The sequence below is a fragment of the Roseateles sp. T103 genome (assembly GCF_057219915.1).
In genome coordinates this window covers 166474-189608 of sequence record NZ_JBXVVS010000006.1, presented here as the reverse complement: position 1 = coordinate 189608, position 23135 = coordinate 166474, and the positions used below count along the sequence as shown (strand labels likewise).

Annotated in this window: 21 protein-coding genes; 14 read left to right on the top strand and 7 right to left on the bottom strand. The window is 68.9% G+C overall.

The features are described 5' to 3' along the window. Positions 1-2 precede the first annotated feature (2 nt). From mfd to AC2EBS_RS16940, 4 genes are all read left to right on the top strand, one after another. On the top strand, positions 3-3551 hold the full coding sequence (gene mfd / locus AC2EBS_RS16955) for a transcription-repair coupling factor (RefSeq protein ID WP_484729622.1): 3549 nt from the start codon (positions 3-5) through the stop codon (positions 3549-3551). A gap of 10 nt (positions 3552-3561) precedes the next feature. Beyond that, entirely contained in the window at positions 3562-4269 is a 708-nt protein-coding gene (gene serB / locus AC2EBS_RS16950; RefSeq protein WP_484729621.1) for a phosphoserine phosphatase SerB, read from the top strand. A 270-nt stretch (positions 4270-4539) separates the two neighbouring features. Continuing rightward, positions 4540-5610, top strand: a complete 1071-nt coding sequence (locus tag AC2EBS_RS16945; protein WP_484729620.1) for a hypothetical protein — start codon at positions 4540-4542, stop codon at positions 5608-5610. A gap of 38 nt (positions 5611-5648) precedes the next feature. Further along, a complete protein-coding gene (locus AC2EBS_RS16940; protein ID WP_484729619.1) occupies positions 5649-6209 on the top strand; it encodes a flavin reductase family protein in 561 nt (186 codons plus the stop codon). Positions 6210-6239: 30 nt separating this feature from the next. Here the strand turns inward: AC2EBS_RS16940 and rraA are convergent, their stop codons facing one another. The 4 genes from rraA to AC2EBS_RS16920 form a co-directional block, all read right to left on the bottom strand. Then, positions 6240-6743: a ribonuclease E activity regulator RraA gene (rraA, locus tag AC2EBS_RS16935; protein ID WP_484729618.1), complete on the bottom strand. Its 504-nt coding sequence runs from the start codon at positions 6741-6743 to the stop codon at positions 6240-6242. 28 nt (positions 6744-6771) lie between these two features. Further along, positions 6772-6999 (bottom strand): RNA-binding S4 domain-containing protein, encoded by a 228-nt coding sequence (locus AC2EBS_RS16930; protein WP_484729617.1) that lies wholly within the window; start codon positions 6997-6999, stop codon positions 6772-6774. A 4-nt stretch (positions 7000-7003) separates the two neighbouring features. Next, positions 7004-8716 carry a thiamine pyrophosphate-binding protein gene (locus AC2EBS_RS16925; protein ID WP_484729616.1) on the bottom strand — a complete coding sequence of 571 codons (1713 nt, stop codon included), beginning with the start codon at positions 8714-8716 and terminating at the stop codon, positions 7004-7006. Positions 8717-8816: 100 nt separating this feature from the next. After that, positions 8817-10058, bottom strand: a complete 1242-nt coding sequence (locus AC2EBS_RS16920; protein ID WP_484729615.1) for an MFS transporter — start codon at positions 10056-10058, stop codon at positions 8817-8819. A gap of 69 nt (positions 10059-10127) precedes the next feature. Here AC2EBS_RS16920 and AC2EBS_RS16915 point away from each other — a divergent pair, with 69 nt between their 5' ends. Continuing rightward, positions 10128-10952, top strand: a complete 825-nt coding sequence (locus AC2EBS_RS16915; protein WP_484729614.1) for an AraC family transcriptional regulator — start codon at positions 10128-10130, stop codon at positions 10950-10952. Between the two features lie 10 nt (positions 10953-10962). On the opposite strand, the gene AC2EBS_RS16910 is transcribed toward AC2EBS_RS16915, so the two are convergent. After that, complete coding sequence (locus tag AC2EBS_RS16910; protein ID WP_484729613.1) at positions 10963-11448, bottom strand: tellurite resistance TerB family protein; 486 nt, start codon at positions 11446-11448, stop codon at positions 10963-10965. Between the two features lie 188 nt (positions 11449-11636). On the opposite strand from AC2EBS_RS16910, the gene nadA reads away from it, so the two are divergent. Both nadA and AC2EBS_RS16900 read left to right on the top strand, forming a co-directional pair. Then, positions 11637-12740: a quinolinate synthase NadA gene (nadA, locus tag AC2EBS_RS16905; RefSeq protein WP_484729612.1), complete on the top strand. Its 1104-nt coding sequence runs from the start codon at positions 11637-11639 to the stop codon at positions 12738-12740. Between the two features lie 85 nt (positions 12741-12825). Continuing rightward, positions 12826-13119, top strand: coding sequence for a late competence development ComFB family protein (locus AC2EBS_RS16900; RefSeq protein ID WP_484729611.1), 294 nt, complete (start codon positions 12826-12828; stop codon positions 13117-13119). 7 nt (positions 13120-13126) lie between these two features. On the opposite strand, the gene nadB is transcribed toward AC2EBS_RS16900, so the two are convergent. Further along, positions 13127-14758, bottom strand: a complete 1632-nt coding sequence (gene nadB, locus AC2EBS_RS16895) for an L-aspartate oxidase (RefSeq protein WP_484729610.1) — start codon at positions 14756-14758, stop codon at positions 13127-13129. A 141-nt stretch (positions 14759-14899) separates the two neighbouring features. Between nadB and AC2EBS_RS16890 the strand changes: the two genes are divergently transcribed. The 7 genes from AC2EBS_RS16890 to AC2EBS_RS16860 all read left to right on the top strand — a co-directional run bounded on the left by AC2EBS_RS16890 (position 14900) and on the right by AC2EBS_RS16860 (position 22043). After that, the gene (locus AC2EBS_RS16890) at positions 14900-15724 is read left to right on the top strand and encodes an undecaprenyl-diphosphate phosphatase (protein WP_484729609.1); all 825 of its coding nucleotides are present in this window, start codon (positions 14900-14902) and stop codon (positions 15722-15724) included. A gap of 77 nt (positions 15725-15801) precedes the next feature. Further along, the gene (gene map / locus AC2EBS_RS16885; protein ID WP_484729608.1) at positions 15802-16608 is read left to right on the top strand and encodes a type I methionyl aminopeptidase; all 807 of its coding nucleotides are present in this window, start codon (positions 15802-15804) and stop codon (positions 16606-16608) included. Positions 16609-16621: 13 nt separating this feature from the next. Beyond that, positions 16622-19222, top strand: a complete 2601-nt coding sequence (locus AC2EBS_RS16880) for a [protein-PII] uridylyltransferase (protein WP_484729650.1) — start codon at positions 16622-16624, stop codon at positions 19220-19222. Next, positions 19219-20319 (top strand): tRNA 2-selenouridine(34) synthase MnmH, encoded by a 1101-nt coding sequence (gene mnmH / locus AC2EBS_RS16875; protein ID WP_484729607.1) that lies wholly within the window; start codon positions 19219-19221, stop codon positions 20317-20319. Before AC2EBS_RS16880 ends, mnmH begins: the two co-directional genes overlap by 4 nt. A 38-nt stretch (positions 20320-20357) precedes the next feature. Then, on the top strand, positions 20358-21152 hold the full coding sequence (locus AC2EBS_RS16870; protein WP_484729606.1) for a DUF2189 domain-containing protein: 795 nt from the start codon (positions 20358-20360) through the stop codon (positions 21150-21152). A gap of 35 nt (positions 21153-21187) precedes the next feature. Then, positions 21188-21409 (top strand): DUF2788 domain-containing protein, encoded by a 222-nt coding sequence (locus AC2EBS_RS16865; protein WP_484729605.1) that lies wholly within the window; start codon positions 21188-21190, stop codon positions 21407-21409. After that, positions 21402-22043 (top strand): YitT family protein, encoded by a 642-nt coding sequence (locus AC2EBS_RS16860; protein WP_484729604.1) that lies wholly within the window; start codon positions 21402-21404, stop codon positions 22041-22043. The genes AC2EBS_RS16865 and AC2EBS_RS16860 overlap by 8 nt, the downstream gene beginning before the upstream one ends. On the opposite strand, the gene AC2EBS_RS16855 is transcribed toward AC2EBS_RS16860, so the two are convergent. Next, entirely contained in the window at positions 22028-23035 is a 1008-nt protein-coding gene (locus tag AC2EBS_RS16855) for an NAD(P)/FAD-dependent oxidoreductase (RefSeq protein WP_484729603.1), read from the bottom strand. The genes AC2EBS_RS16860 and AC2EBS_RS16855 overlap by 16 nt on opposite strands. Positions 23036-23135: the final 100 nt, after the last annotated feature.

The window sequence follows — 23135 nt, the reverse complement described above, 5'->3', positions numbered from 1 at the left end:
CCATGCAGCTGCCTGCCCTCGCCCCTGGCAAGAAGTTCAACCAACCCCGCCCGCCCGGTTCCGCCGATGCCCTGCTGCTGGCGCGTTTCGCCCAGGCGCAGCTGGCCGCCGGCCGGCTCTCGGCCATCGTCTGCGCCGAGCCGGCCGATACGCAGCGGCTCGAGGACGAGCTGAAGTTCTTCGCGCCGGAGCTGCGCGTGGCCGTCTTCCCCGACTGGGAGACCCTGCCCTATGACAGCTTCAGCCCGCACCAGGACCTGATCTCCGAGCGCCTGGCCACGCTGTGGCGGCTGCTGCAGGCGCAGGGCAAGAAGCGGGGCGGCGTCGCCGGGCCGCCCCAAGATGCCGCGCGCCCCCTCGGGGGGGCGGACGCCGCAGCGCGGCGGACTAGGGGGCTCGATGAGCAGCGCGACGTGGACGTGGTGCTGCTGCCCGCCACCACGGCGCTGACGCGCCTGGCGCCGCCCAGCTTCCTGGCCGCGACCACCTTCAACTTCAAGACCAAGCAGCGCCTGGACGAAGCCAGCCTGAAGTCGCAGCTGACGCTGGGGGGCTACACGCATGTCAGCCAGGTGGTCTCGCCCGGCGAATACGCGGTGCGCGGCGGCCTGATCGACCTCTTCCCCATGGGCTCGGCCGTGCCCTACCGCGTGGACCTGTTCGGCGACGAGGTCGATTCGATCCGCACCTTCGACCCCGACAGCCAGCGCAGCCTCTACCCCGTGCCCGAGGTGCGGCTGCTGCCCGGCCGCGAGTTCCCGATGGACGAGGCGGCACGCAAGGCTTTTCGCGCGCGCTGGCGCGAGAAGATGGAAGGCGACCCGACCAAGGCGCGCATCTACAAGGACATCGACCAGGGCATCGCCACCGGCGGCATCGAATATTTTTTGCCGATCTTCTTCGAGCAGACGGCTAGCATCTTCGACTTCCTGGGCGCCGAGGCTGCCCTCGCGCTGCATGGCGAGATCGACGAGGCGCTGGGCCGCTTCTGGACCGACACGCGCGAGCGCCATCGCTTCCTGCAGCACGACCCCGAGCGGCCCATCCTGCCGCCCGAGGAGATCTTCCTCAAGGTCGAGGAGTTCTTCGCCGCGACCCATGCACACCCGGTGCTGGCGGTGCGCGGCAACGAGCCGGTCGATTACGCCCGCCCGCTGCCCGACGTCAGCGTCGAGCGCGGCGCGCAGGAGCCGCTGGCCCGCCTGGCCGCGCATCTGCAGAGCACGCCGCACCGCGTGCTGCTGCTGGCCGAGAGCGAGGGCCGACGCGAGAGCCTGCTGGAGCTGCTGCGCGACAACAGGATCGATCCGCCTTCGGTCAAGGACCTGGCCGAGTTCCTGTCCAGCGACGAAAAGTTCGCCATCACCGCCGCACCGCTGGCGGCCGGCTTCTTCTGGAACGAGCCGGCTGAAGCGCAGGTGCTGCAGCTCTTCACCGAGACCGAGCTCTTCGCCACCACGCCAACCACGCGCCGGCGCCGCAAGCAGGAGCAGGTCAGCGACGTCAATGCGCTGATCAAGGACCTGTCGGAGCTGAAGGTTGGCGACCCGGTGGTGCATGTGAACCATGGCATCGGCCGCTACCTGGGGCTGATCCACATCGACCTCGGCGACGGCCCCAGCGAGTTCCTGCACCTGGAGTACGCCGACAAGGCCACGCTCTATGTGCCAGTGGCGCAGCTGCATCTGATCAGCCGCTACACCGGTGTCAGCGCCGAGGAAGCGCCGCTGCACAAGCTGGGCTCGGGCCAGTGGGACAAGGCCAAGCGCAAGGCCGCCGAGCAGGTGCGCGACACCGCGGCCGAGTTGCTAAACCTCTACGCCCGCCGCGCCGCACGCGAAGGCCATGCCTTCCGCTACTCGCCGCACGACTACGAGGCCTTTGCCGCCAGCTTCGGTTTCGAGGAAACGCCCGACCAGCGCGCTGCGATCCATGCGGTGATCCAGGACATGATCTCGCCCAAACCCATGGACCGTCTGGTCTGCGGCGATGTGGGCTTCGGCAAGACCGAGGTGGCGCTGCGCGCGGCGTTCGTGGCGGTGATGGGCGGCAAGCAGGTGGCGATCCTGGCGCCCACCACGCTGCTGGCCGAGCAGCATTACCAGAACATCGCCGACCGCTTCGGCAAATGGCCGGTCAAGGTGGCGGAGATGAGCCGCTTCCGCTCGGCCAAGGAGATCAAGGCGGCGATGGAAGGTCTGGCCGACGGCACCATCGACATCGTCATCGGCACGCACAAGCTGCTCTCTCCGGACGTGAAGTTCAATCGTCTGGGTCTGTTGATCATCGACGAGGAGCACCGCTTCGGCGTGCGCCACAAGGAGGCGATGAAGGCGATGCGCGCCGAGGTGGACGTGCTGACACTGACCGCGACGCCGATCCCACGGACACTGGGCATGGCGCTGGAAGGCCTGCGCGATCTGAGCGTGATCGCCACCGCCCCGCAGCGCCGCCTGGCGATCAAGACCTTCGTGCGCAACGAAAACAAGGGCACGATCCGCGAGGCGGTGCTGCGCGAGCTGAAGCGCGGCGGCCAGGTCTACTTCCTGCACAACGAGGTCGAGACGATAGAGAACCGGCGCCAGAACCTCGAAGAACTGCTGCCGGAAGCGCGCATCGTCGTCGCCCACGGCCAGATGCCCGAGCGCGAGCTGGAGCGGGTGATGCGCGAGTTCGTCGGCGGCAAACACAATGTGCTGCTGTGCTCGACCATCATCGAGACCGGCATCGACGTGCCCAGCGCCAACACCATCATCATCAGCCGCGCCGACAAGTTCGGCCTGGCGCAGCTGCACCAGCTGCGCGGCCGGGTCGGCCGTTCTCACCACCAGGCCTATGCCTATCTGCTGGTGCCCGATGTCGAGGGCCTGACCAAGCAGGCGGCGCAGCGCCTGGAGGCGATCCAGGCGATGGAAGAACTGGGCTCGGGCTTCTACCTGGCCATGCACGATCTGGAGATCCGCGGCGCCGGCGAGGTGCTGGGCGAGAACCAGAGCGGCAACATGATGGAGGTGGGCTTCCAGCTCTACAACGAGATGCTGTCGGAAGCGGTGCGCTCGTTGAAGGCTGGCCGTGAGCCGGACCTGCTGAGCCCGCTGGCCGCCACCACCGAGATCAATCTGCACGCGCCCGCCCTGCTGCCCGACGCCTACTGCGGCGATGTGCATGTGCGGCTCTCGCTCTACAAGCGCCTGGCGACGGCCGAGAAGCCTGAAGCCATCGACGCGATGCTCGAAGAGATCACCGACCGCTTCGGCAAGCTGCCGGCACAAGGGCAAACCCTGTTCGACACGCACCGGCTGCGCGTGCTGGCCAAGCCCTATGGCGTGGCCAAGATCGACGCGGCACCGAGCGTGATCAACATCAACTTCCGCCCCAACCCGCCGATCGACGCGATGCGCGTGATCGAGCTGGTGCAGAAGAACCGCAACATCAAGCTGGTCGGCAACGACAAGCTGCGCATCGACAAGGCGCTGTCCGATCCCAAGGACCGCGCGCAAGCGGTGCGCGAAGTACTCAGGCTCCTGGGCCAACCGATCAAGCAAGACTGACCCTGACACCATGCAAGACCCGACCCTGCCGCCGCTCGTCACCCAAGGCTTCGCGCCGCCGCTGAAGCTTGCCGACTTCAAGCTGGCCGCCTTCGACATGGACTCGACGCTGATCAGTATCGAGTGCATCGACGAGATCGCCGATGCCGCCGGCCGCAAGGCCGAGGTGGCGGCGATCACCGAGGCCGCGATGCGCGGCGAGATCGCCGACTTCAAAGAAAGCCTGCGCCGCCGCCTGGCGCTGCTGGAAGGCGTGCCTGCCAGCGCGCTGGACGGCGTGCTCGAAGAGCGGCTGCGCTTCAACCCCGGCGCGCGCGAGCTCTGCGCCTCGCTGAAGACCGCCGGCATCAAGCTGGTGCTGGTCTCCGGCGGTTTCACCTTCTTCACCCGCTATGTCGCGGCGCAGCTGGGCATGGACTTCGTACGTAGCAACGAGCTGGAGATCGTCGACGGCGCCCTCACCGGCCGGCTGATCCCGCAGCCCTGGGGCGAGATCTGCGACGGCGCCGAGAAGCGCCGCATGCTGCTGGAGTGCTGCGCGGCGATCGGCTGCACGCCGAAGCAGGCCATCGCCGTCGGCGACGGCGCCAACGACCTCTTGATGATGGGCGAAGCCGGCCTGTCGGTTGCCTTCCACGCCAAGCCCAAGGTGCGCGAACAGGCCATGGTGGCGATCAACAGCGGCGGGCTGGAGCAGCTGCTGACCGTGCTGCGCTGAACACGCCTGGCTTCCATGCCGCCAGCGCGTTAGCATCGCGGCATGCGACGCCAGCCTGAGCAGCCAAGCGAGACACGACCCACTTCGCGGGCGACGCGCAAGCGTGTCTTGCTTGTACTGGGTGCGACGCTGATGCTGGCGCTTGTGGCCGGCTGGCTTGTACCGGATGAGCCGCGCAAGGAAGACAAGGCAGCTCCGCCCGCCGCGCCAGCTGCGCCGGCGGCATCGGCTGCAGCAGCGCCTGCGTCAGGCCCCGCGAGCAGCGCGCCTTTGGCAAGCGCGGCGCCGCAGCCGCCTGTCAGGCCACAGAAGCAGGCAGCCGAGTTCGATGTCGAAGCCTTGCGCCAGCTGGACCGGCAATGGTGTTCCCACGGCGCCCAGGCCTATCTGCAGTTCATCAGCGCCCTGCAGGAACCGGACGGCGACACGCCCGAGAGCCAGGCGCAGGCCGAGGCGCAGCTGAAGCAATGGCCGGCCCACCGTGCGATCCAGCAACTGCAGCAGCAACTGCCAGAGCGATGGATCGCCAGCCTGCTTCAGCGTGGCGACATTCGTTCTCGCGCGACAGCGCTGTTCCTGACGCGCAGTCAGAGCAGCAGCACGGCGGCCGCGCTGACCGAACTCAGCACCCTGGCCCGAGGCAGTGCCGATCCCTATGTGGCAGCGCTGGCCAGCCAGATCGCGCCCGCCTGCAAGGCCCTGCCCGGCTGCCAGCCGCTGGCTGGCGCGGAGCGGCTGGCCAAGGACCCCGGCAACCTCGTCGCCTTCCTCGACGCCCATGGCGACGCGCCCGATGTGCTGCAGCGCCTGGGCGCGACCCAGCCTCGGCTGACCGAGGTCCGGAACTACAACATGGAGCTGCTGCAGACCTTGCTGAGCCTGCCCTTGTCCACCGAGGACGGGCTCTATCGCGAGGTCGAACAGGTGATGCTAATGGGCATCTACGCCGCCTGGCGCATGCCCAGCTACAGCGGCGTCATGGCGGCCTGCCGCAAGCTGGCAGCCGATGCCGCGACGGAGCGCGCCAGCTGCCACAGGCTCGCCGAGACGCTCTGGGCCGGCGGCGATTCAATGCTGGAGAGGGCCCTGGCCGTGACGCTGGCCAAGACTATACGGCTGCAGGAGCTGCAAGCCGATTGGCTGAGGCGGCAGCAGCAGCTGGAGACAGTCAGGCAACAGGCGAACAGCCTGTTCGATGGCCCCTGGCTCAGCGATTCAAGCCTGGGCAACTGCGACTTTCAGCGGCGCCTGAGCGGCCATCTCCGCGCACTGGGCAGCCAGGGAGAATGGCGGGCCTACGTCACACAGCCTGGCAACGAAGCTCCGCCAGCCAGGCCCTGAAGCAACAGCCCCCATAGCGCCCACCGCACCGACACGCCATGCGCCTTCCCGTCCCCCTCGCCCAAGCCAGCCGACTGCTCAACCACGGCCCCACGGTGCTGGTCGCCTGCGCCCATGGCGAGCAACGCGATGTGATGGCTGCAGCCTGGAACATGCCGCTGGACTTCCAGCCGCCCAAGGTAGCGGTGGTGATCGACAAGAGCACCTTCACGCGCGGCCTCGTCGAAGCCTCGGGCGAGTTCGTGCTCAGCGTGCCCTGCGCCGCGCAGATCGAGATGGTGGTCGGCGTGGGCAACAGCACGGGCCGCGAACTCGACAAGTTCGCGCACTGGGAGATCGCCGCCGAGCCGGCTTCAGTCGTCGCCGCGCCGCTGATCCAGGGCTGTCTCGCCTGGCTGGAGTGCCGCTTCTACCCGGAGCCGCATATCCAGCAGACTTACGACCTCTTCGTCGCCGAGGTGGTCGCCGCCTGGGCCGAGGACTGGGCCTTCAAGGACGGCCGCTGGCAGGATCTGCCGCAGCCGCAGCGCGCGCTGCACCATCTGGGCGGCGGCAATTTCTTCACCAGCAGCGGCTTGCTGAGCGCAAAGCCACGCTGAACGCCGGCTGAACACCGGCGCGGGTTGCGCTCAGTCCGTCTGGTGCAGCGGCTTGGCGCTGATCACCACGCCGTCTTCATCGGCATAGAGCCAGTCGCCCGGGCGGATCCACACGCCGTGCAGCTGCAGCACCACGTCCACCACGCCCTGGCCGCGGCGATCGGTGGGCATGGGCACATGGGCGCGAGCGAGGATGCCGGTCTGCGCGGCGGCCAGCTCGGCCAGGTCGCGCACGCAGCCGTCGATCAGCAGGCCGGCCCAGCCGTTCTTCGCCGCCGCGGCGGCGAGCATGCCGCCCAGCAGCGCGCGCTTCATCGAGCCGCCACCGTCGACCACCAGCACGCGGCCGTCGCCGGCGGATTCGACCAGGGACTTCACCATGCTGTTGTCCTCGATGCAGCGCACCGTGGTCACCGGGCCGGCGAAGCGCGGCAGCGCGCCGTAGCTGGCATAGAGGCCGCCGGGCAGCACACGGAACTCGCCCGAGTCGTCGCTCTTGTGGGCGTCGCAGAAATCGCAGGTGGAGAAGTTCATGGTGGGTGGTCTTGCTTGCTGTTGTGCTCTACAGGCTGGGATCAGCCAGCACGGAGATGCGCGCGCCGTGCAGCGCCACCACCTGGCCGGCTCGGATCTTGGCGGTCTTGCGCGACTCGTCGCGCCCGTCGACCTGCACCAGCCCTTCGCTGATCATCATGCGCGCGGCGCCGCCGCTCTCGGCCAGGCCGGTGGCCTTGAGCAGCTTGTCCAGCGCTATGTAGTCGCCGCGCAGCTCGAAGTCGATTTTTTCCATGCGCTCATTGTCCCAGACGCTTGCGCGCGGCTTCGCGGATCGCGCTCAGCGTGCTGCGGCTGGTCGAGACGTCGGTAGACAGGCGCAGATGGATCAGCGTGGGCTTGTCGCTGTGCAGCGCCGTCTGCAGCGCCGGGCCGAACTCCTCGGTGTGATCGACGCGGTGCGCGGCCCAGCCGTAGGCCAGCGCCAGCTGCACGAAGTCCGGATTGAACAGGTCGCTGCCTGAGACACGACCCGGGTACTCGCGCTCCTGGTGCATGCGGATGGTGCCGTAGGTGCCGTTGTCCACCACCACCGAGATCAGCTTGCTCGCGCCGTAGCCGGTGGCAGTGGCCAGTTCCTGGCCGTTCATCAGGAAGTCGCCGTCGCCGGCGATATTGACCACCCAGCGCTGCGGCTGCAGCAGGCTGGCGGCCACCGCGGCCGGCAGGCCGTAGCCCATCGCGCCGCTGGTCGGCGCCAGCTGGGTGCGGCCATGGTGCTGCAGACCCGGGTACTGGTGGAAGCGATGCAGCCAGCCGCTGTAGTTGCCGGCGCCATTGGTGAACACCGTGCCTTCGGGGCATTGGGTGGAGAGCAGGCGCACCACCTCGGCCATGTCCAGCGGGCTCACCGGCTCGGGCACCAGATTGGCCAGATAGTCCTGGCGCATCCCTTCGGCCCAGGCAGACCAGGGCACGCTGTCCGGTGCTTGCAGGCCCTCCAGCGCCAGCGCGGCGCAGGCCATGCTGGCGTTGATCATCAGGTCGGCGGCATAGACGCGGCCCAGCTCCTCGGCGCCGGCATGGATGTGCACCAGCGTCTGGCTGGGACGCGGCGCCTGCAGCAGCGTGTAGCCGCCGGTGGTCATCTCGCCCAGGCGCGGACCGATCGCGATCACCAGGTCCGACTCCTTGATGCGTGCGGCCAGCTTGGGATTGATGCCGATGCCCACGTCGCCGGCATAGAGCGGATGGCGGTTGTCGAACAGGTCCTGGAAGCGGAAGGCGCAGCCCACCGGCAGCTGCCAGGCTTCGGCGAAGCGCTGCAGCGCGGCGCAGCTCTCGGCGGTCCAGCCGCCGCCGCCGGCGATGACGACGGGCTTCTTCGCTTCGAGCAGGCGCTCGCGCAGTTCGGCCAGCGCCGGCGGCGTGGGCCAGGCCTGCGCCGGACGCACGCGCGGCAGCACCGGCGCGCTGGTCTCCTTGGTCAGCATGTCCTCGGGCAGCACGACGACCACCGGGCCGGGGCGGCCCTGCATCGCCGTGTGGAAGGCATGCGAGACGTACTCGGGCAGGCGGTCGGGGTCGTGCACCTCGCCCACCCACTTGGCCATGCCCAGCGTGCCCGGGCCGAACATCTGGCGGTAGTCGACCTCTTGGAAGGCCTCGCGGTCGCGCTGGTCGCCGGCCACCTGGCCGATGAACAGCACCATAGGCGTGCTGTCCTGGAAGGCGGTGTGCAGGCCGATGCTGGCATTGGTGGCGCCGGGGCCGCGGGTGACGAAGCACACGCCAGGCCGGCCGCTGAGCTTGCCCTGCGCATCAGCCATGAAAGCGGCGCCGCCTTCCTGGCGACAGGCAATGAAGCGGATCTTGTCGCGATGCTCGTGGAAGCCGTCGAGCACGGCGAGATAGCTTTCGCCAGGCACGCCGAAAACGGTGGAGATGCCCTGCTCGATCAGCGCTTCGACGAGGGCATGGCCGGCAAGGCGGGAAGTCGTGGAGCTGTTCATGGCGGCACTTTAACCGCCCCTTCGCCCCCTGCCCCGATCACTTTTGAGCTGGCGGCCATGAACGCCCATCGGCACCGGCGCCGTCCGCTGGCACGGTCGGTCAGCGCCTGCGGGCCATCCCCACCAAGGCTGCGGCCGCGACGCCCAGCAGCAAGGAAATTGCCGCGCCATGGAACACGCCGGCCGGCATGCCGCGGTCCAACAACGCGCCGAAGATCGGCGCGGCGACCGCAAAGCCCACGTCCAGGCCCGAATACACCGTGCCGTAGACGCGGCCGGTCGCGCCCGGCGGCGCGGCACGCTTGATCAGCATGTCGCGCGAAGGCCCGGCCAGGCCGGTGCCGAAACCGGCCAGCGCGACGATGCCCGCGGCCAGCAGCGGCGGCAGCAGGCCCAGTGCCGCGACGATCAGCAGCACCGCCGAGGCGATCAGCGCGATGGCGATATTGCGCTCCAGCGCGGCCGAGCGCGCCACCCAGAAGCCGCCGATCAGCATGCCCGCCGCGCCGCAGAGCATGTAGCCGGTGACGACGAAGGCGGTGGCCTTCAGCGGCAGGCCGTAGAGCCCGTTGAGCGCCGGGCTGGCGAAGCTCTGCACCGCGCTCAGCGCCGCGGTGGAGAAGAGGAAGAAGGAAAAGCACAACCACACCGAAGGCAGGCGCAGGAAGGCCAGCGGATGCTCGTCCTTCACCGCTGTCGCGCTCGCGCCGGCCTTCTCGTGCGCCCAGGCACCGGCCTTGTCGTCGATGGCCTCGCGGTTGGCCAGCAGCAGCGCCAGCACACCCAGCGCCACCAGCGCGGTGCCCAGGTAGGCGTAGCGCCAGCTGCCGGTCAGCTCACTGATGCCGATGCTGAACACCGGCGCCACCGCCCAGCCCAGGTTGCCGCTGATGCCATGCACCGAGAAGGCATGGCCCAGCCGCGCCTGCGAGACGCGCTTGTTGAGGATGGTGAAGTCCACCGGGTGGAAGGGCGAGTTGCCCACGCCCGCCAGCGCCGCGGCCAGCATCAGCCCGCCGAAGCCCTGTGCCGTGCCGGCCGCCAGCGAGGCCAGCACGAAACAGGCCACCGCGGCGAACAGCACCGGTCGCGCGCCGGTGCGGTCGACGATGAAGCCGGCCAGCGCCTGGCCGATGCCGGAGATGACGAAGAAGGTCGTCACCAGCAGACCCAGCTCCGAGTAGCTCAGCCCGAAGTCGCGCATGAAGGCCGGGAACAGCGGCGGCAGCAGCATGTGGAAGAAGTGCGAGCAGGCATGCGCGACGCCGATCAGGCTGATGGTGCGCACATCGCGCCGCGCCTGCTGGCGCGCGTCGAGCGGGGGAAGCGTGGCCGTGGTCATGGGCGCACTCTAGGCATGGGGCAGACGGCGCGGCTACGATAGTCCGTCAAGTCCTGTCGAATTTACGCCATGCATACCACCCCGGCCCGCCCTCGGGCACGCGCGCTGCGGCGCAGCCTGCCACCGCTGGATCCGCTGCGCTACGCGCCCAGTGCGGAGCGCCCGCTGCGCGTCAAAGCCCGGCGCATGGCCAGGCAGGTGGACATCTATCCGCACAGCCACGACTGGGCGCAACTGGTGTTCTCGCTCAGCGGCGCGGTGCGCGTCAGCACCGCCAGCAGCACCTTCATCGTGCCGCCGTCGCGTGCGGTGTGGATCCCCGCCGGCGTCGAGCATGCGGTCACCGCGGTGGAGCTGGCCGATCTGCGCACCTGCTATCTGCACAAGCCGCTGCTCACCGGCGAAGCGTGGAGCCACAGCCGGGTGCTGGAGGTCTCGCCGCTGCTGCGCGAGCTGTCCGTGGAGCTTGCCGAGATGCTGGAGAACGGCACTGCGACGCGCCGTGAAGCCTTGCTGAGCGAGCTGGTGCTCGACGAGCTGAGGCGCGCGCGCAGCCTGCCGCTGGGCGTGAGCCTGCCCAAGGACGCGCGGCTGAGGCGGCTGTGCGAAGCGATGCTAGACGCGCCGGGTCGCCATGCCAGCCTGCAGGACTGGGCGCAGGAAGTGGGCGCCAGCGCGCGCACGCTGACGCGCCTGTTCCGCAGCGAGCTCGGCACCAGTTTCGCGCGCTGGCGCGAGCAGTTGCTGCTGGCCCAGGCGCTGGCGATGGCCGCGCGCGGACGGCCTATCAACGTGATCGCCTCCGAGCTGGGCTACGGCAGCGCCAGCGCCTTCAGCGCCATGGTCACGCGCACCGTGGGCATGTCGCCCCGGCGCTTCTTCGCGGCGAGCTGAAGCGCGGCGCTCAGCTGGGCAGCAGCCAGCGCGGCAGCTGACGCTTGTGCGCCCGCTCGCTGCGCTGCTGCAGCAGCTTGACGCCGAGCTCGGGACGCGCCGCAAGCAGCGGCTCGGGCTCCTGACGCCAGAACTCGCCTGCGAGCACCAGCAGCTTGGACTCGAGCTGGCTCAGATGCCCGTCGGCCATGCAGGTGGCCAGGCCCACGCTGAGCACCAGGCGCTGCAGGGCCGGGTCGGCAAGGCGCTCCAGCCAGCGCTGCCACAGCGCCAGGCGCGGCCGGCCATCGTCGCCACGCAGCGCGGCAGCGCTCGGGTGCATGGCCTCGATGTGCCGCAGCACGACGTCCTCTTCAAGGCCCAGATGCGCGGCCAGGCCAATGCGCCTCAGCGTCTGGATTTCGGCGGGATGCAGACGCTCGTCGGCGCAGACCAGCAGGCCCAGCAGGGCCAGCACCGCGTCGGCGCTGTCGGGCGGCAGCTCGCTGGGTTGCATTGCATGTGCGGCAGCCGGGGGTTTAGCAGTCGGGGTCTCAACGCTCGTCATCGATGTTCGGTCGGCAAGGGCTGATCGGACAGGGAAACACAGGCTGCGCGACCATAGCGCAAGCGGCAAGACCTTCCAAGCCGCGGGTTCAAGGCCAGACGCCCGGGGCGCGGCGATGGCTGCGCTAGGATGCCGACATGAACGAGGTTCTCTTCGATTACGACCGGCAGGACGCCGAGGGCGTGAGCTGCACTGCCCATGCCTGGGCCAAGGTGCCGGCTCCCTTGCATGCCGAGCAACGCCAGGCGCTGAAAGCCCGTGCGGCCGAGCTGCTGAAGGCGCGCGGCGCCGTGCTGGTCGCCCACTACTACGTCGATGGCGATCTGCAGGATCTGGCGCTGGAGACCGGCGGCTGCGTCGCCGATTCATTGGAAATGGCGCGCTTCGGCCGCGACCATGACGCGCAGACGCTGATCGTCGCCGGCGTGCGCTTCATGGGCGAGACGGCCAAGATCCTCAGTCCGGAGAAGACCGTGCTGATGCCCGACCTGGACGCGACCTGCTCGCTGGACCTGGGTTGCCCGGCCGATGAGTTCGCCGCCTTCTGCGACGCCCACCCGGACCGCACCGTGGTCGTCTATGCCAACACCAGCGCCGCTGTGAAGGCCCGCGCCGACTGGATGGTGACCAGTTCCTGCGCGCTGGACATCGTGCGCGAGCTGAAAGCTCAGGGCAAGAAGATCCTCTGGGCGCCCGACCGTCACCTGGGCCGCTACATCCAGGAGCAGACCGGCGCCGACATGCTGATGTGGCAAGGCGCCTGCATCGTGCACGACGAGTTCAAGGGCCTGGAGCTGGAGCTGCTGCGCAAGGAGCACCCGGATGCCATGATCCTCGTGCATCCCGAATCGCCGCAGAGCGTGGTCGCACAGGCCGACGTCGTCGGCTCGACCTCGGCACTGATCAAGGCAGTGGTCGAGGGCAAGGCCCAGGAATACGTCGTCGCCACCGACAAGGGCATCCTGCACCGCATGCGTCAGCTGGCGCCGGGCAAGACCTTGATCGAGGCGCCTACCGCCGGCAACAGCGCCACCTGCAAGAGCTGCGCCCACTGCCCCTGGATGGCGATGAACGGCCTGCAGGGCGTGGTCGACTGCCTGGAGCGAGGCGTCGGCGCGATCACGGTGGAAGAAGGCATCCGGCTGAAGGCGCTGGGCTGCATAGCGCGCATGCTGGACTTCACCGCGGCGCATGCCAAGGCGCGGGCCTCGGGTCTGGTCGCCGGGATTGGCGCGGCCTGAGCGGACTTTTTCCATGGTTGCCGGGGCGCGAAACCGTCTAAGCTAGACCCCAACCCGCAACCCGCCTTATCGGAGTGTTCCCGTCATGGCCGATTTCAGCTCGCTCTTCAATCACCACGAACGCGAGGTCTTTGCCCGCGTCAATGAGATTGCGCCTGAGTTCCCGACGATCAACAACGACGAGTTGCTGGTCGATGTGGCCTGCGTGGCGCTGAACCGCCTGCCGCCGCGCTACATCCGCCACGCGGTGGACTACTCCTTCTACCTGACCGAGCACGAGCGCCTGGAGATCGACGCGGCAATCCGCGAAGCGGTCGCCTACGCCTTCAACTTCGTGCAGGCCCGCACCGCGCTGCGCGCGCGCAACGCCGGCGCCTGAGCCGCGCTCAGCCCTCGGCGCGCTCGCGCCGCGGATGATCGGCGATCAACACGGTGGGGAAGCTCACCGGCAGCGTGCGCGGATAGTCGCGGCTGTAGTGCAGGCCGCGGCTTTCATGGCGCAGCAATGCCGAGCGCACGATCAGTTCGGCGCAATCGACCAGATTGCGCAGTTCCAGCAGGTCACGATTGACGCGGAAATTCGCGTAGTAGTCGTCGATCTCGCCGCGCAGCAGCGCGATGCGATGCAGCGCACGCTCCAGCCGCTTGGTGGTGCGCACGATGCCCACGTAGTTCCACATCAAGAGGCGCAGTTCGTCCCAGTTGTGGGCGATGACCACCTGCTCGTCGGCATCCTCGACCTGGCTCTCGTCCCAGGCCGGCAGCGCGACCGCGCGCGGCTGCGTCTGCTGCAGGATGTGCTCGGCGCAGGTCTGGCCCAGCACCACGCATTCCAGCAGCGAGTTGCTCGCCAGCCGGTTGGCGCCATGCAGGCCGGTGTAGCCGGTCTCGCCGACAACATACAGCCCCGGCAGGTCGGCGCAGCCGTGCAGGTCGCTGACCACGCCGCCGCAGGTGAAGTGCACCGCCGGCACCACCGGGATCGGCTGCCGGGTGATGTCCAGCCCCAAGCTCAGGCAGCGCGCATAGATGGTCGGGAAATGTTCCTTCAGGAAGGCCTCGCCCTTCTCCTCGACGATGGGCCGCGCGTCCAGCCAGACATGGTCCAGGCCGTGCTTCTTCATCTCGAAGTCGATCGCGCGGGCGACGATGTCGCGCGGCGCCAGTTCCATGCGCTCGTCGTGCGCGGCCATGAAACGCGTGCCGTCGGGTAGCTTCAGTTGGCCGCCCTCGCCGCGCAATGCCTCGGTGATCAGGAAGCTGCGCTCCTGCGGGTGGTACAGGCAGGTCGGGTGGAACTGGATGAACTCCATGTTCGCCACCCGGCAGCCGGCGCGCCAGGCCATCGCGATGCCGTCGCCGGTGGAGGTGTCGGGGTTGGTGGTGTAGCGATAGACCTTGCCGGCACCGCCGGTGGCCAGCACCACCGCGCGCGCCGCCAGCGTCTCGACGCGGCGCGTGTCGATGTCCAGCGCATAGACGCCATAGCAGCGCGGCGGCTCATCCCTCTTCAGATGACGCGAGCTGATGATGTCCACCGCCATCCAGCGCTCGCGCAGCTCGATGTTCGGATGCGCGTGCGCCTCGGCGAGCAGGCGGTCGTGGATGGCCTTGCCGGTGGCGTCGGCCGCGTGGGCGATGCGGCGCACCGCATGGCCGCCTTCGCGGGTCAGGTGCAGGCCCATGGGCCCGGTGTCGTCGGCGGTGAAGGGCACGCCCTGCGCGACCAGCCAGCCCACCGCGGCGGCGCTGCGCTCGGCGATGAAGCGGGCCGTGGCCTCGTCGACCAGGCCGGCACCGGCATCCTGGGTGTCGCGCACATGGCTGTCGATGCTGTCGTCGCTGCCCAGCACGCCGACGATGCCGCCCTGCGCCCAGGCGGTGGCGGCCTCACCGAGATCCCGCTTGGCCAGCACGATGACCGGCACCTGGTCAGCCAGGTGCAGCGCCACCGTCAGACCGGCGAGGCCGGCACCGACGATGACGACGGGGGAAGCATGGGAAGCAGCAGCGGTCATCACGCAAGCCCGAGGCGCCGCGCGCGGCGCATTCTCATCAGGGCGTCATCAAGGAGGCCCCGATTCTAAGGATGCGTCGGCGCAGGCTGCGCCCGGCCCGGCGGCTATCATCGCGGCCACTTCAAAGTGGGAGCATTTCTCTTGGATCTCGTTTTGCTGGCCAAGGCCGCCGTGATGGGCATCGTAGAAGGCCTGACCGAATTCCTGCCGATCTCCTCGACCGGCCACCTGATCCTGGCCGGCTCGCTGCTGGGCTTCCATGACGACAAGAGCAAGGTCTTCGACATCGCCATCCAGACCGGTGCCATCCTCGCGGTGATCATCGTCTACTGGCAGAAGCTGCGCAGCACTGTCGCCGGCCTGGCCAGCGAGCCCCAAGCGCGCCGCTTCCTGCTCAATGTGGCGATCGGCTTCTTCCCCGCGGTGATCCTGGGGCTGCTGTTCGGCAAGGCGATCAAAGCGCATCTGTTCACGCCGACGGTGGTGGCAAGCGCCTTCATCATCGGCGGGCTGATCATCCTGTGGGCCGAGCGTCGCCAGGCCAGGACGGTGCGCATCGAGAGCGTGGACGACATGACGCCGCTGGACGCGCTCAAGGTCGGTCTGGTGCAGTGCCTGGCCATGGTGCCAGGCACCAGCCGCTCGGGAGCCACCATCATCGGCGGCATGCTGCTGGGCCTGTCGCGCAAAGCGGCCACCGACTATTCCTTCTTCCTGGCCATCCCGACGCTGATCGGCGCCGGCCTGTACAGCCTCTACAAGGAACGGGCGCTGCTCAGCTGGGCCGACCTGCCGATGTTCGCCACCGGCCTGCTGTTCTCCTTCCTCAGCGCCTGGATTTGCGTGCGCTGGCTGCTGCGCTACATCTCCAGCCACAACTTCGTGCCCTTCGCCTGGTACCGCATCGCCTTCGGTCTCGTGGTCCTGGGCACGGCCTGGAGCGGGCTGGTGGTGTGGTCTGACTGAGGGGCCTGGCGATAGCTCAGCCGGGGCCAGGCCGCCAGCAGACGGCTTGGCCGGACTTGCTTTGAGATAATCCGCGCATGACGATCACCATCAAGAGCGCGGACGACATCGCCGCGATGCGCATTGCCGGCCGCCTGGCGTCGGAAGTGCTGGACATCCTCACGCCGCATGTGAAGCCCGGCATCACCACCGATCAGCTGGACAAGATCGCGCACGACCACATCGTCCATGTGCAGAAGGCCATTCCTGCGCCGCTGAACTACCAGCCGCCGGGCTACACGCCCTACCCCAAATCGATCTGCACCTCGATCAACCATCAGGTCTGCCACGGCATTCCCAATGACCGCCCGCTGAAGAACGGCGACATCGTCAACATCGACGTCACCGTGATCAAGGACGGCTGGCATGGCGATACCAGCCGCATGTTCGTCGTCGGCGAGGGTTCGATCGCAGCCAAGCGCCTGTGCGCCTTCACCTACGAGGCGATGTGGAAGGGCATCCAGAAGGTCAAGCCCGGCGCGCGACTGGGCGACATCGGCCATGCGATCCAGACCTTTGCCGAGAACGCCGGCTTCTCCATCGTGCGCGAGTTCTGCGGCCACGGCATCGGCCAGAAGTTCCACGAAGAGCCGCAAGTGCTGCACTACGGCCGCCCCGGCACGCTGGAAGAACTGGTGCCCGGCATGGTGTTCACCATCGAGCCGATGATCAATGCCGGCCGCCGCGAGATCCGCGAAATGGGCGACGGCTGGACCATCGTCACCAAGGACCGCTCGCTGTCGGCGCAGTGGGAGCACACCGTCGTCGTCACCGACTCGGGCTACGAGGTGCTCACCGTGTCCGACGGCAGCCCGCCGCCGCCGGCCTTCATCACCGGCGCCTGAGGCGCAGCGCGTGATGGACAACGCCGCGCCGACCGTCGGCACCGCCGAGCTGCGTCAGCAGTTCAAGGCCGGCAAGCAGGAGCTGCTGCAGGCCTTCCGCGACGCCAAGCCCACCATCGCCGCAGCCCGCGCGCTGATGAAGCGCCTGGCGCGCCATGTCGATGCGACGCTGCAAGCACTGTGGGCGCAGGCCGGCCTGCCCGAAGGCGCCGCGCTGGCCGCCGTGGGCGGCTACGGCCGCGGCGAGCTGTTTCCCTATTCGGACATCGACGTGCTGCTGCTGCTGCCCGACGGCGTCGAGGCGCACCAGCCCGGGCCGGTCAAGGACAGCATCGAGGCCTTCATCACCAGCTGCTGGGATGTCGGGCTGGAGATCGGCTCCTCGGTGCGCACGCTCGGCGAATGCGTCAACGAAGCCGCTGGCGATGTGACCATCCAGACGGCGATGCTCGAGTCGCGCCACCTGGCCGGCGCACGCCCGCTGTTCAAGCGCTTCGAGCAGCGCCTGGCCGAGCACATGGACGCCAAGGCCTTCTTCCGCGCCAAGACGCTGGAGATGCGCCAGCGCCATATCAAGCAGGACGACACGCCCTATTCGCTGGAGCCCAACTGCAAGGAAAGCCCCGGCGGCCTGCGCGATCTGCAGGTGCTGATCTGGATCGCCCGCGCCGCCGGCCTGGGCAAGACCTGGCCGCAGCTGGCCGCCAAGGGTCTGATCACGCCTTTCGAGAGCCGCCAGCTGCAGCGCAACGAGGGTCTGCTGAGCCTGATCCGCTGCCGCCTGCATGCGGTAGCCGGCCGGCGCGAAGACCGGCTGGTGTTCGACCAGCAGACTGCGGTGGCGCAGAGCTTCGGCTACCAGGCCAAGGGCGGCCAGCGCGCCTCCGAGGTGCTGATGCGCCGCTACTACTGGGCGGCCAAGGCGGTGAGCCAGCTCAACCAGATCCTGATGCTGAACCTCGAGGAGCGCATCAACGGCTCGGCCGATGCGCCGATGCGGCGCATCAGCGAGCGCTTTCTCGACCGCGCCGGCATGCTGGAAGTGGCCAGCGACGATCTCTACGTGCGCGAGCCGCATGCCATCCTCGAGACCTTCCTGGTCTACCAGCAGACGCCGGGCATCAAGGGCCTGTCGGCGCGCACGCTGCGCGCGCTGTACAACGCGCGCCAGGTGATGGACGGCGGCTTCCGCCGCGATCCAACCAACCGGGCGATGTTCATGCAGATCCTGCAGCAGCCGGTCGGGCAGACGCATGCCTTCCGGCTGATGAACCAGACCTCGGTGCTGGGCCGCTATCTGTGGGTGTTCCGCCGCATCGTCGGCCAGATGCAGCACGACCTGTTCCACGTCTACACGGTGGACCAGCACATCCTGATGGTGTTGCGCAATGTGCGGCGCTTCTTCATTCCCGAGCACGCGCACGAGTACCCGTTCTGCAGCCAGCTGGCCGCGCAGTTCGACAAGCCCTGGCTGCTCTACATCGCTGCGCTGTTCCACGACGTGGCCAAGGGCCGCGGCGGTGACCACTCGGTGCTGGGCGCGACCGAGGTGAAGCGCTTCTGCCGCGACCACCGCCTGTCGCGCGAGGACACCGAGCTGGTGGTCTTCCTCGTCGAGCAGCACCTGACCTTCTCGCGCGTGGCGCAGAAGGAAGACCTGTCCGACCCCGAGGTGGTGGCCGCCTTCGCCCGGCAGATGGGCGATGTGCGGCACCTGACCGCGCTGTACCTGCTGACCGTGGCCGACATCCGCGGCACCAGCCCCAAGGTCTGGAACGCCTGGAAGGGCAAGCTGCTTGAAGACCTCTACCGGCTGACGCTGCGCGCGTTGGGCGGCGCCAAGCCCAACCAGCAAGCCGACATCGAGGCCCGGCAGACCGAGGCGCGCCAGATCCTGGCGCTGCACTCCGCGCTGCCCGGCACCGAAGGGCCGCTGTGGGACACGCTGGCGCTGAGCTACTTCGCGCGCCACGATGCTGGCGATCTGGCCTGGCATGCGCGCTCGCTGTGGCGCCATGTGCAGACGGACAGCCCGATCGTGCGCGCAAGGCCCTCGCCGGTGGGCGAAGGCCTGCAGGTGCTGGTCTATGCACCAGACCAGCGCGATCTGTTCGCGCGCATCTGCGGCTATTTCGACAGTGCCGGTTTCAACATCCTCGACGCCAAGGTGCACACCACGCGCAAGGGCTATGCGCTGGACACCTTCCAGGTGATCAAGCCGGACGACGGCCTGCACCATCGCGACCTGGTCTCGCTGGTGGAGGCCGATCTGGGCCGTGCGCTGGCCGCGGACGGGCCGCTGCCCGAGCCGCGGCGTGGCCGACTCTCGCGTCGCGTGAAATCCTTCCCCTTCACACCGCGCATCACGCTGCGCCCTGACGAACGGGCAACCTCCTGGCTGCTGTCGATCAGCACCAGCGACCGCGCCGGTCTGCTCTACGCCATCGCGCGCGTGCTCGCCGAGCACAGCATCAATCTGCAGCTGGCCAAGATCTCCACGCTGGGCGAGCGGGTGGAAGACACCTTCCTCGTCGACGGCGCCGCACTGCAGAACAACCGCATGCGGCTGCAGATCGAGACCGAGCTGCTCGACGCCGTCTCGCTGCCGGCATGAGCACCTCGACGACCACCGGCTACATCGTCGCCGCCGGCGAAGCGCTGGCGGATCTGGCGCGCTACGACCTGATCATCGACGTGCGCTCGCCTGCCGAGTACGCCGAGGACCACCTGCCCGGCGCGGTGAACTGGCCGGTGCTGGACAACGAGGAGCGCCGCATCGTCGGCACCATGTACAAGGCCTCGCCCTTCGAGGCGCGCAAGGTCGGCGCCGCGCTGGTGGCGCGCAATATCGCCCGCCATCTGGAGGCCCACGCCGCCGAGCTACCCAAGAGCTGCCGGCCCTTGGTCTATTGCTGGCGCGGCGGCCAGCGCTCCGGTGCGATGAACTGGTTCCTTGGCCAGATCGGCTTCAAGACCCGTCAGCTGCAGGGCGGCTACAAGGCCTACCGCGCCCAGGTGCGCGCCGATCTGGAGACGCTGCCGGCAGGCTTGGAGTTCCGCGTCATCTGCGGTCGCACCGGCAGCGGCAAGACGCGCCTGCTGCAGGCGCTGCGCGAAGAAGGCGCGCAGGTGCTGGATCTCGAGGGCCTGGCCTGCCATCGCGGCTCGGTGCTTGGCGCGCTGCCCACGCAGCCTCAGCCCAGCCAGAAGGGTTTCGACAGCCTGCTGTGGTCGGCGCTGCGCGCGCTAGCTCCGGCGCGGCCGGTGTTCATCGAAAGCGAGAGCCGCAAGATCGGCCAGCTGCGCGTGCCCGAGGCGCTGCATGAGCGCATGCGCGCCAGCGCGCAATGCATCTGGCTGGAACTGCCCGAGGCCGAGCGCGTGACGCTGCTGCTGGAGGACTATGCGCACTTCCGCGCCGCACCCGAGCGCTTCTGCGCCATCCTCGACGCGCTGGTCGAGCTGCGCGGCCGCGAGCGCGTGCAGCGCTGGCAGGCGCTGGCGCGTGCCGGCGAGTGGGCGCTGTGCTTCGCCGAGCTGATGCGCGAGCACTACGACCCCGGCTACGAGCGCTCGCTGCGCAGCCACTATCCGCAGCTGGACAAGGCCATCCGGCTGGAGCCGGCCAGCGCCTCGCCCCAGGCCATGCACGCAGCAGCGCGACAGTTGCTGAGCGACGCACAGACACAAGACCCGGCGCCACCGGGCTGAATTGAGCACGATCAAGCTCGCACGGAGACAGGAACGGCATGATGAAAATGACCATGCGCACCGACAAGGCCCTGCAGGAATCCCGACGCTTCGGCGTCAAGCCCGTGCCCGTGCTGCGGCCGCTGGGCTGGCTGGCGCGTGGCTGGCAGGACCTGCTCGCCTGCCCCGGCCCGTCCTTGCTGCACGGCCTGCTGTTGACGCTGGGCGGTGCCTTCATCGCTTGGTTCGCCCGCGATCGCTTCTGGCTGCTGGCTGCGGCCTTCAGCGGCTTCCTGCTCGTCGCACCCATCCTGGCCACCGGCCTGTACGCACTGAGCCGCGAGATCGAGCAGCGCCGCAAGCCGGGTCTGGCCACGGTGCTGGCCGCCTGGCGCCCGCACGACGGCCGGCTGATGGGCTTCGGCTTCCTGCTCGCGCTGGCCGGCACCGGCTGGGTGCTGTGCTCGGCAGCGCTGATCACCGGCTATGCCAGCGCGCCGGTGGACAAGCCGATCGACTTCGCCCGCCATGTGGTGCTGGCCGAGCATTCGCTGCTGTTCGAGGCCTGGCTGGCGCTGGGCGCACTGCTCGCGGCACCGGTGTTCGCCTCCAGCGTGATCGCCATTCCGATGCTGCTCGATCGCCGCGATCGCTCGCTGAGCATCCTCGGTGCGGTGTTCACCAGCTGGCGCGTGGTGATGGAGCATCCGCAGGCGATGGCGCTGTGGGCCTTCCTGCTGATGGCGCTGACCGGGCTGGGCATGCTGACGCTGCTCGGCCTGATCGTCGTGCTGCCCTGGCTGGGCCATGCCAGCTGGCATGCCTACCGCGACCTGATCAGCGCCCGCGACTGACGATCCACACATCTTTTCGAGACCCCTGCCCCACCATGTTCGGCTACACCGAAGAGCAGATTGCGCAGTTCGGCCTGAGCTTCGGCGTCACGGCCTTCATGCTCTACATGGTGTTCATCATCCTGCAGCTCGCGCGCGAATCGAAGGCCGGCCGCTTCGGCACCTTCATCCTGCTGCTGGGCCTGGGCTTCGGCCTGGTGGGCTTTGCCGCCAAGGGTCTGATCAAGTACTTCCTCGGCGGCCTGGGCAGTGAATGATCCCGGCCGCGCGGCGCCGCCGGCCAAGGTCAGCAGCCGCATCTTCCGCCACAGCCGCTTCGAGGACGCGCAGGGCCTGCTCACCGGCACGCTCTTCGTCGCACTGGGCGTGGCGCTGTTCAAGCAGGCCGGCATGCTGACCGGCGGCACGGTCGGCATCGCCTTCCTGCTGCACTACGCCCTGGGCCTGCCCTTCGGTGCGCTGTTCTTCTGCATCAACATGCCCTTCTACTGGCTGGCCTGGAAGCGCATGGGCGTGGCCTTCACCGTCAAGACGGTGCTGGCCGTCACGCTGATGGCCTTGTTCGCGGAACTGCTGCCAGGCTGGCTGAGCTTCGCGACGCTGAACCCCTGGTTCGCGGCTATCGCGGGCGGCTTGCTGATCGGCGCGGGCATGCTGATCCTCTTCCGCCACCGTGCCAGCCTGGGCGGGCTGAACGTGCTGGTGCTCTATCTGCAGGAGCGCTACGGCTGGCGCGCCGGCTATGTGCAGGCCGGGCTGGACGGCGCCATCCTGCTGCTGGGCCTGGCCTTCGTCAGCTGGGAGCACATCGCTCTGTCGCTGCTGGGCATGGCGGCGATCAATGCAGCGCTGGCCATCAACCACCGCCCCGGCCGTTACATGGCGGCCTGAGTCGGCGCGCGGCTGCGCAGCAGCGCCTCGGCCAGCTTCAGGCCGCTGAGCCAGGCGCCCTCGACCTTGCCGCCGTTCAGCCAGTCGCCGCACAGGCCCAGGCCGGCATCCGGCTGCCAGGCGCAGCCATCGTCCAATGCGGGGGCGCTGTCGGCATAGCGCCAGCGGTGCGCGCTCCAGCGCTGCGGCGCCGGCCCACCATGCTCGGCAAAGGCCTGCAGCATCAGCGCCGCGACCTGCTCTGGCGCATGCTCCAGATGGGCCTCGCTCCACTCGGCCTCGGCATGCAGCAGCCAGGTCTCGGCACCGCTGCGTCCGGGCTTGCTGCTGTTGCGGGCGATCCAGCGCAGCGGACCGCGGTTGACGAAGGCCGCGTCAAAGGGCAGCTGCGGCGGCGCCGCGTACTGCAGCATCAGCGCCCAGCAGCCGCGCATGCGCGCCTGGGCGCTCAGCGCGGCCAGTGCCGGCGCATGCGGCTGCAGCAGCGTCACAGTCTGCGGCGCCGGCATCGCCAGCAGCACGGCGCTGAAAGGCTGGGCCAGCCAGCCTTGTTCAGCGGTCTGCAGCTGCCAGGCGCCAGCGCCGTCGCGACGCAGCGCGGTGACGGTCGAGCTCAATGCCAGCGGCAGCTGCGCCGCCAGCCAGCGCGCCGGCGCCGTCATCTGCGGCAGGCCCACCCAGCGCTCGATGCTCGCGTCCGGATGGTGATCGCCCAGGCCGCCCAGCACCTGCAGCCGCGGCGTCCAGGGCGCGGCCACGCCGGCTGCCAGCCAGCGCGACAGCTCGGCGCGGAAACGCGCGTCGCGTGCGGTGAAGTACTGGGCACCATGGTCGCAGGCCCAGTCATCGCCGCGCCGCGTACTCATGCGCCCGGCCGGGCCACGACTCTTGTCGAACAGCTGAACGGCCAGGCCGGCGTGCTGCAGCGCAGTGGCGCAGCTGAGACCGGCAAGGCCGGCACCGATCAGGGCCACGGGGGCAGGAGCAGTCATGGGGAGGCAGACGCAAAGCAGGCAGAGCGGGCATTGTGCCCAGCCCGGACTGGAGCAGCTCGGCGCAGCGCAGCATGGCCGCCCTGCCGCCGGGTGCATT

Excerpts from the sequence above, each read along its gene's own strand:
- nadB (WP_484729610.1), bottom strand. The coding sequence starts at position 14,758 with ATGACCGCTGCTGCTTCCCATGCTTCCCCCGTCGTCATCGTCGGTGCC.
- AC2EBS_RS16940 (WP_484729619.1), top strand. The coding sequence starts at position 5,649 with ATGCGCCTTCCCGTCCCCCTCGCCCAAGCCAGCCGACTGCTCAACCAC.
- AC2EBS_RS16855 (WP_484729603.1), bottom strand. The coding sequence starts at position 23,035 with ATGACTGCTCCTGCCCCCGTGGCCCTGATCGGTGCCGGCCTTGCCGGT.
- AC2EBS_RS16870 (WP_484729606.1), top strand. The coding sequence starts at position 20,358 with ATGATGAAAATGACCATGCGCACCGACAAGGCCCTGCAGGAATCCCGA.
- AC2EBS_RS16915 (WP_484729614.1), top strand. The coding sequence starts at position 10,128 with ATGCATACCACCCCGGCCCGCCCTCGGGCACGCGCGCTGCGGCGCAGC.
- AC2EBS_RS16880 (WP_484729650.1), top strand. The coding sequence starts at position 16,622 with ATGGACAACGCCGCGCCGACCGTCGGCACCGCCGAGCTGCGTCAGCAG.
- AC2EBS_RS16920 (WP_484729615.1), bottom strand. The coding sequence starts at position 10,058 with ATGACCACGGCCACGCTTCCCCCGCTCGACGCGCGCCAGCAGGCGCGG.
- mnmH (WP_484729607.1), top strand. The coding sequence starts at position 19,219 with ATGAGCACCTCGACGACCACCGGCTACATCGTCGCCGCCGGCGAAGCG.
- AC2EBS_RS16910 (WP_484729613.1), bottom strand. The coding sequence starts at position 11,448 with ATGCAACCCAGCGAGCTGCCGCCCGACAGCGCCGACGCGGTGCTGGCC.
- map (WP_484729608.1), top strand. The coding sequence starts at position 15,802 with ATGACGATCACCATCAAGAGCGCGGACGACATCGCCGCGATGCGCATT.
- AC2EBS_RS16900 (WP_484729611.1), top strand. The coding sequence starts at position 12,826 with ATGGCCGATTTCAGCTCGCTCTTCAATCACCACGAACGCGAGGTCTTT.
- serB (WP_484729621.1), top strand. The coding sequence starts at position 3,562 with ATGCAAGACCCGACCCTGCCGCCGCTCGTCACCCAAGGCTTCGCGCCG.
- mfd (WP_484729622.1), top strand. The coding sequence starts at position 3 with ATGCAGCTGCCTGCCCTCGCCCCTGGCAAGAAGTTCAACCAACCCCGC.
- rraA (WP_484729618.1), bottom strand. The coding sequence starts at position 6,743 with ATGAACTTCTCCACCTGCGATTTCTGCGACGCCCACAAGAGCGACGAC.
- nadA (WP_484729612.1), top strand. The coding sequence starts at position 11,637 with ATGAACGAGGTTCTCTTCGATTACGACCGGCAGGACGCCGAGGGCGTG.
- AC2EBS_RS16925 (WP_484729616.1), bottom strand. The coding sequence starts at position 8,716 with ATGAACAGCTCCACGACTTCCCGCCTTGCCGGCCATGCCCTCGTCGAA.
- AC2EBS_RS16930 (WP_484729617.1), bottom strand. The coding sequence starts at position 6,999 with ATGGAAAAAATCGACTTCGAGCTGCGCGGCGACTACATAGCGCTGGAC.
- AC2EBS_RS16865 (WP_484729605.1), top strand. The coding sequence starts at position 21,188 with ATGTTCGGCTACACCGAAGAGCAGATTGCGCAGTTCGGCCTGAGCTTC.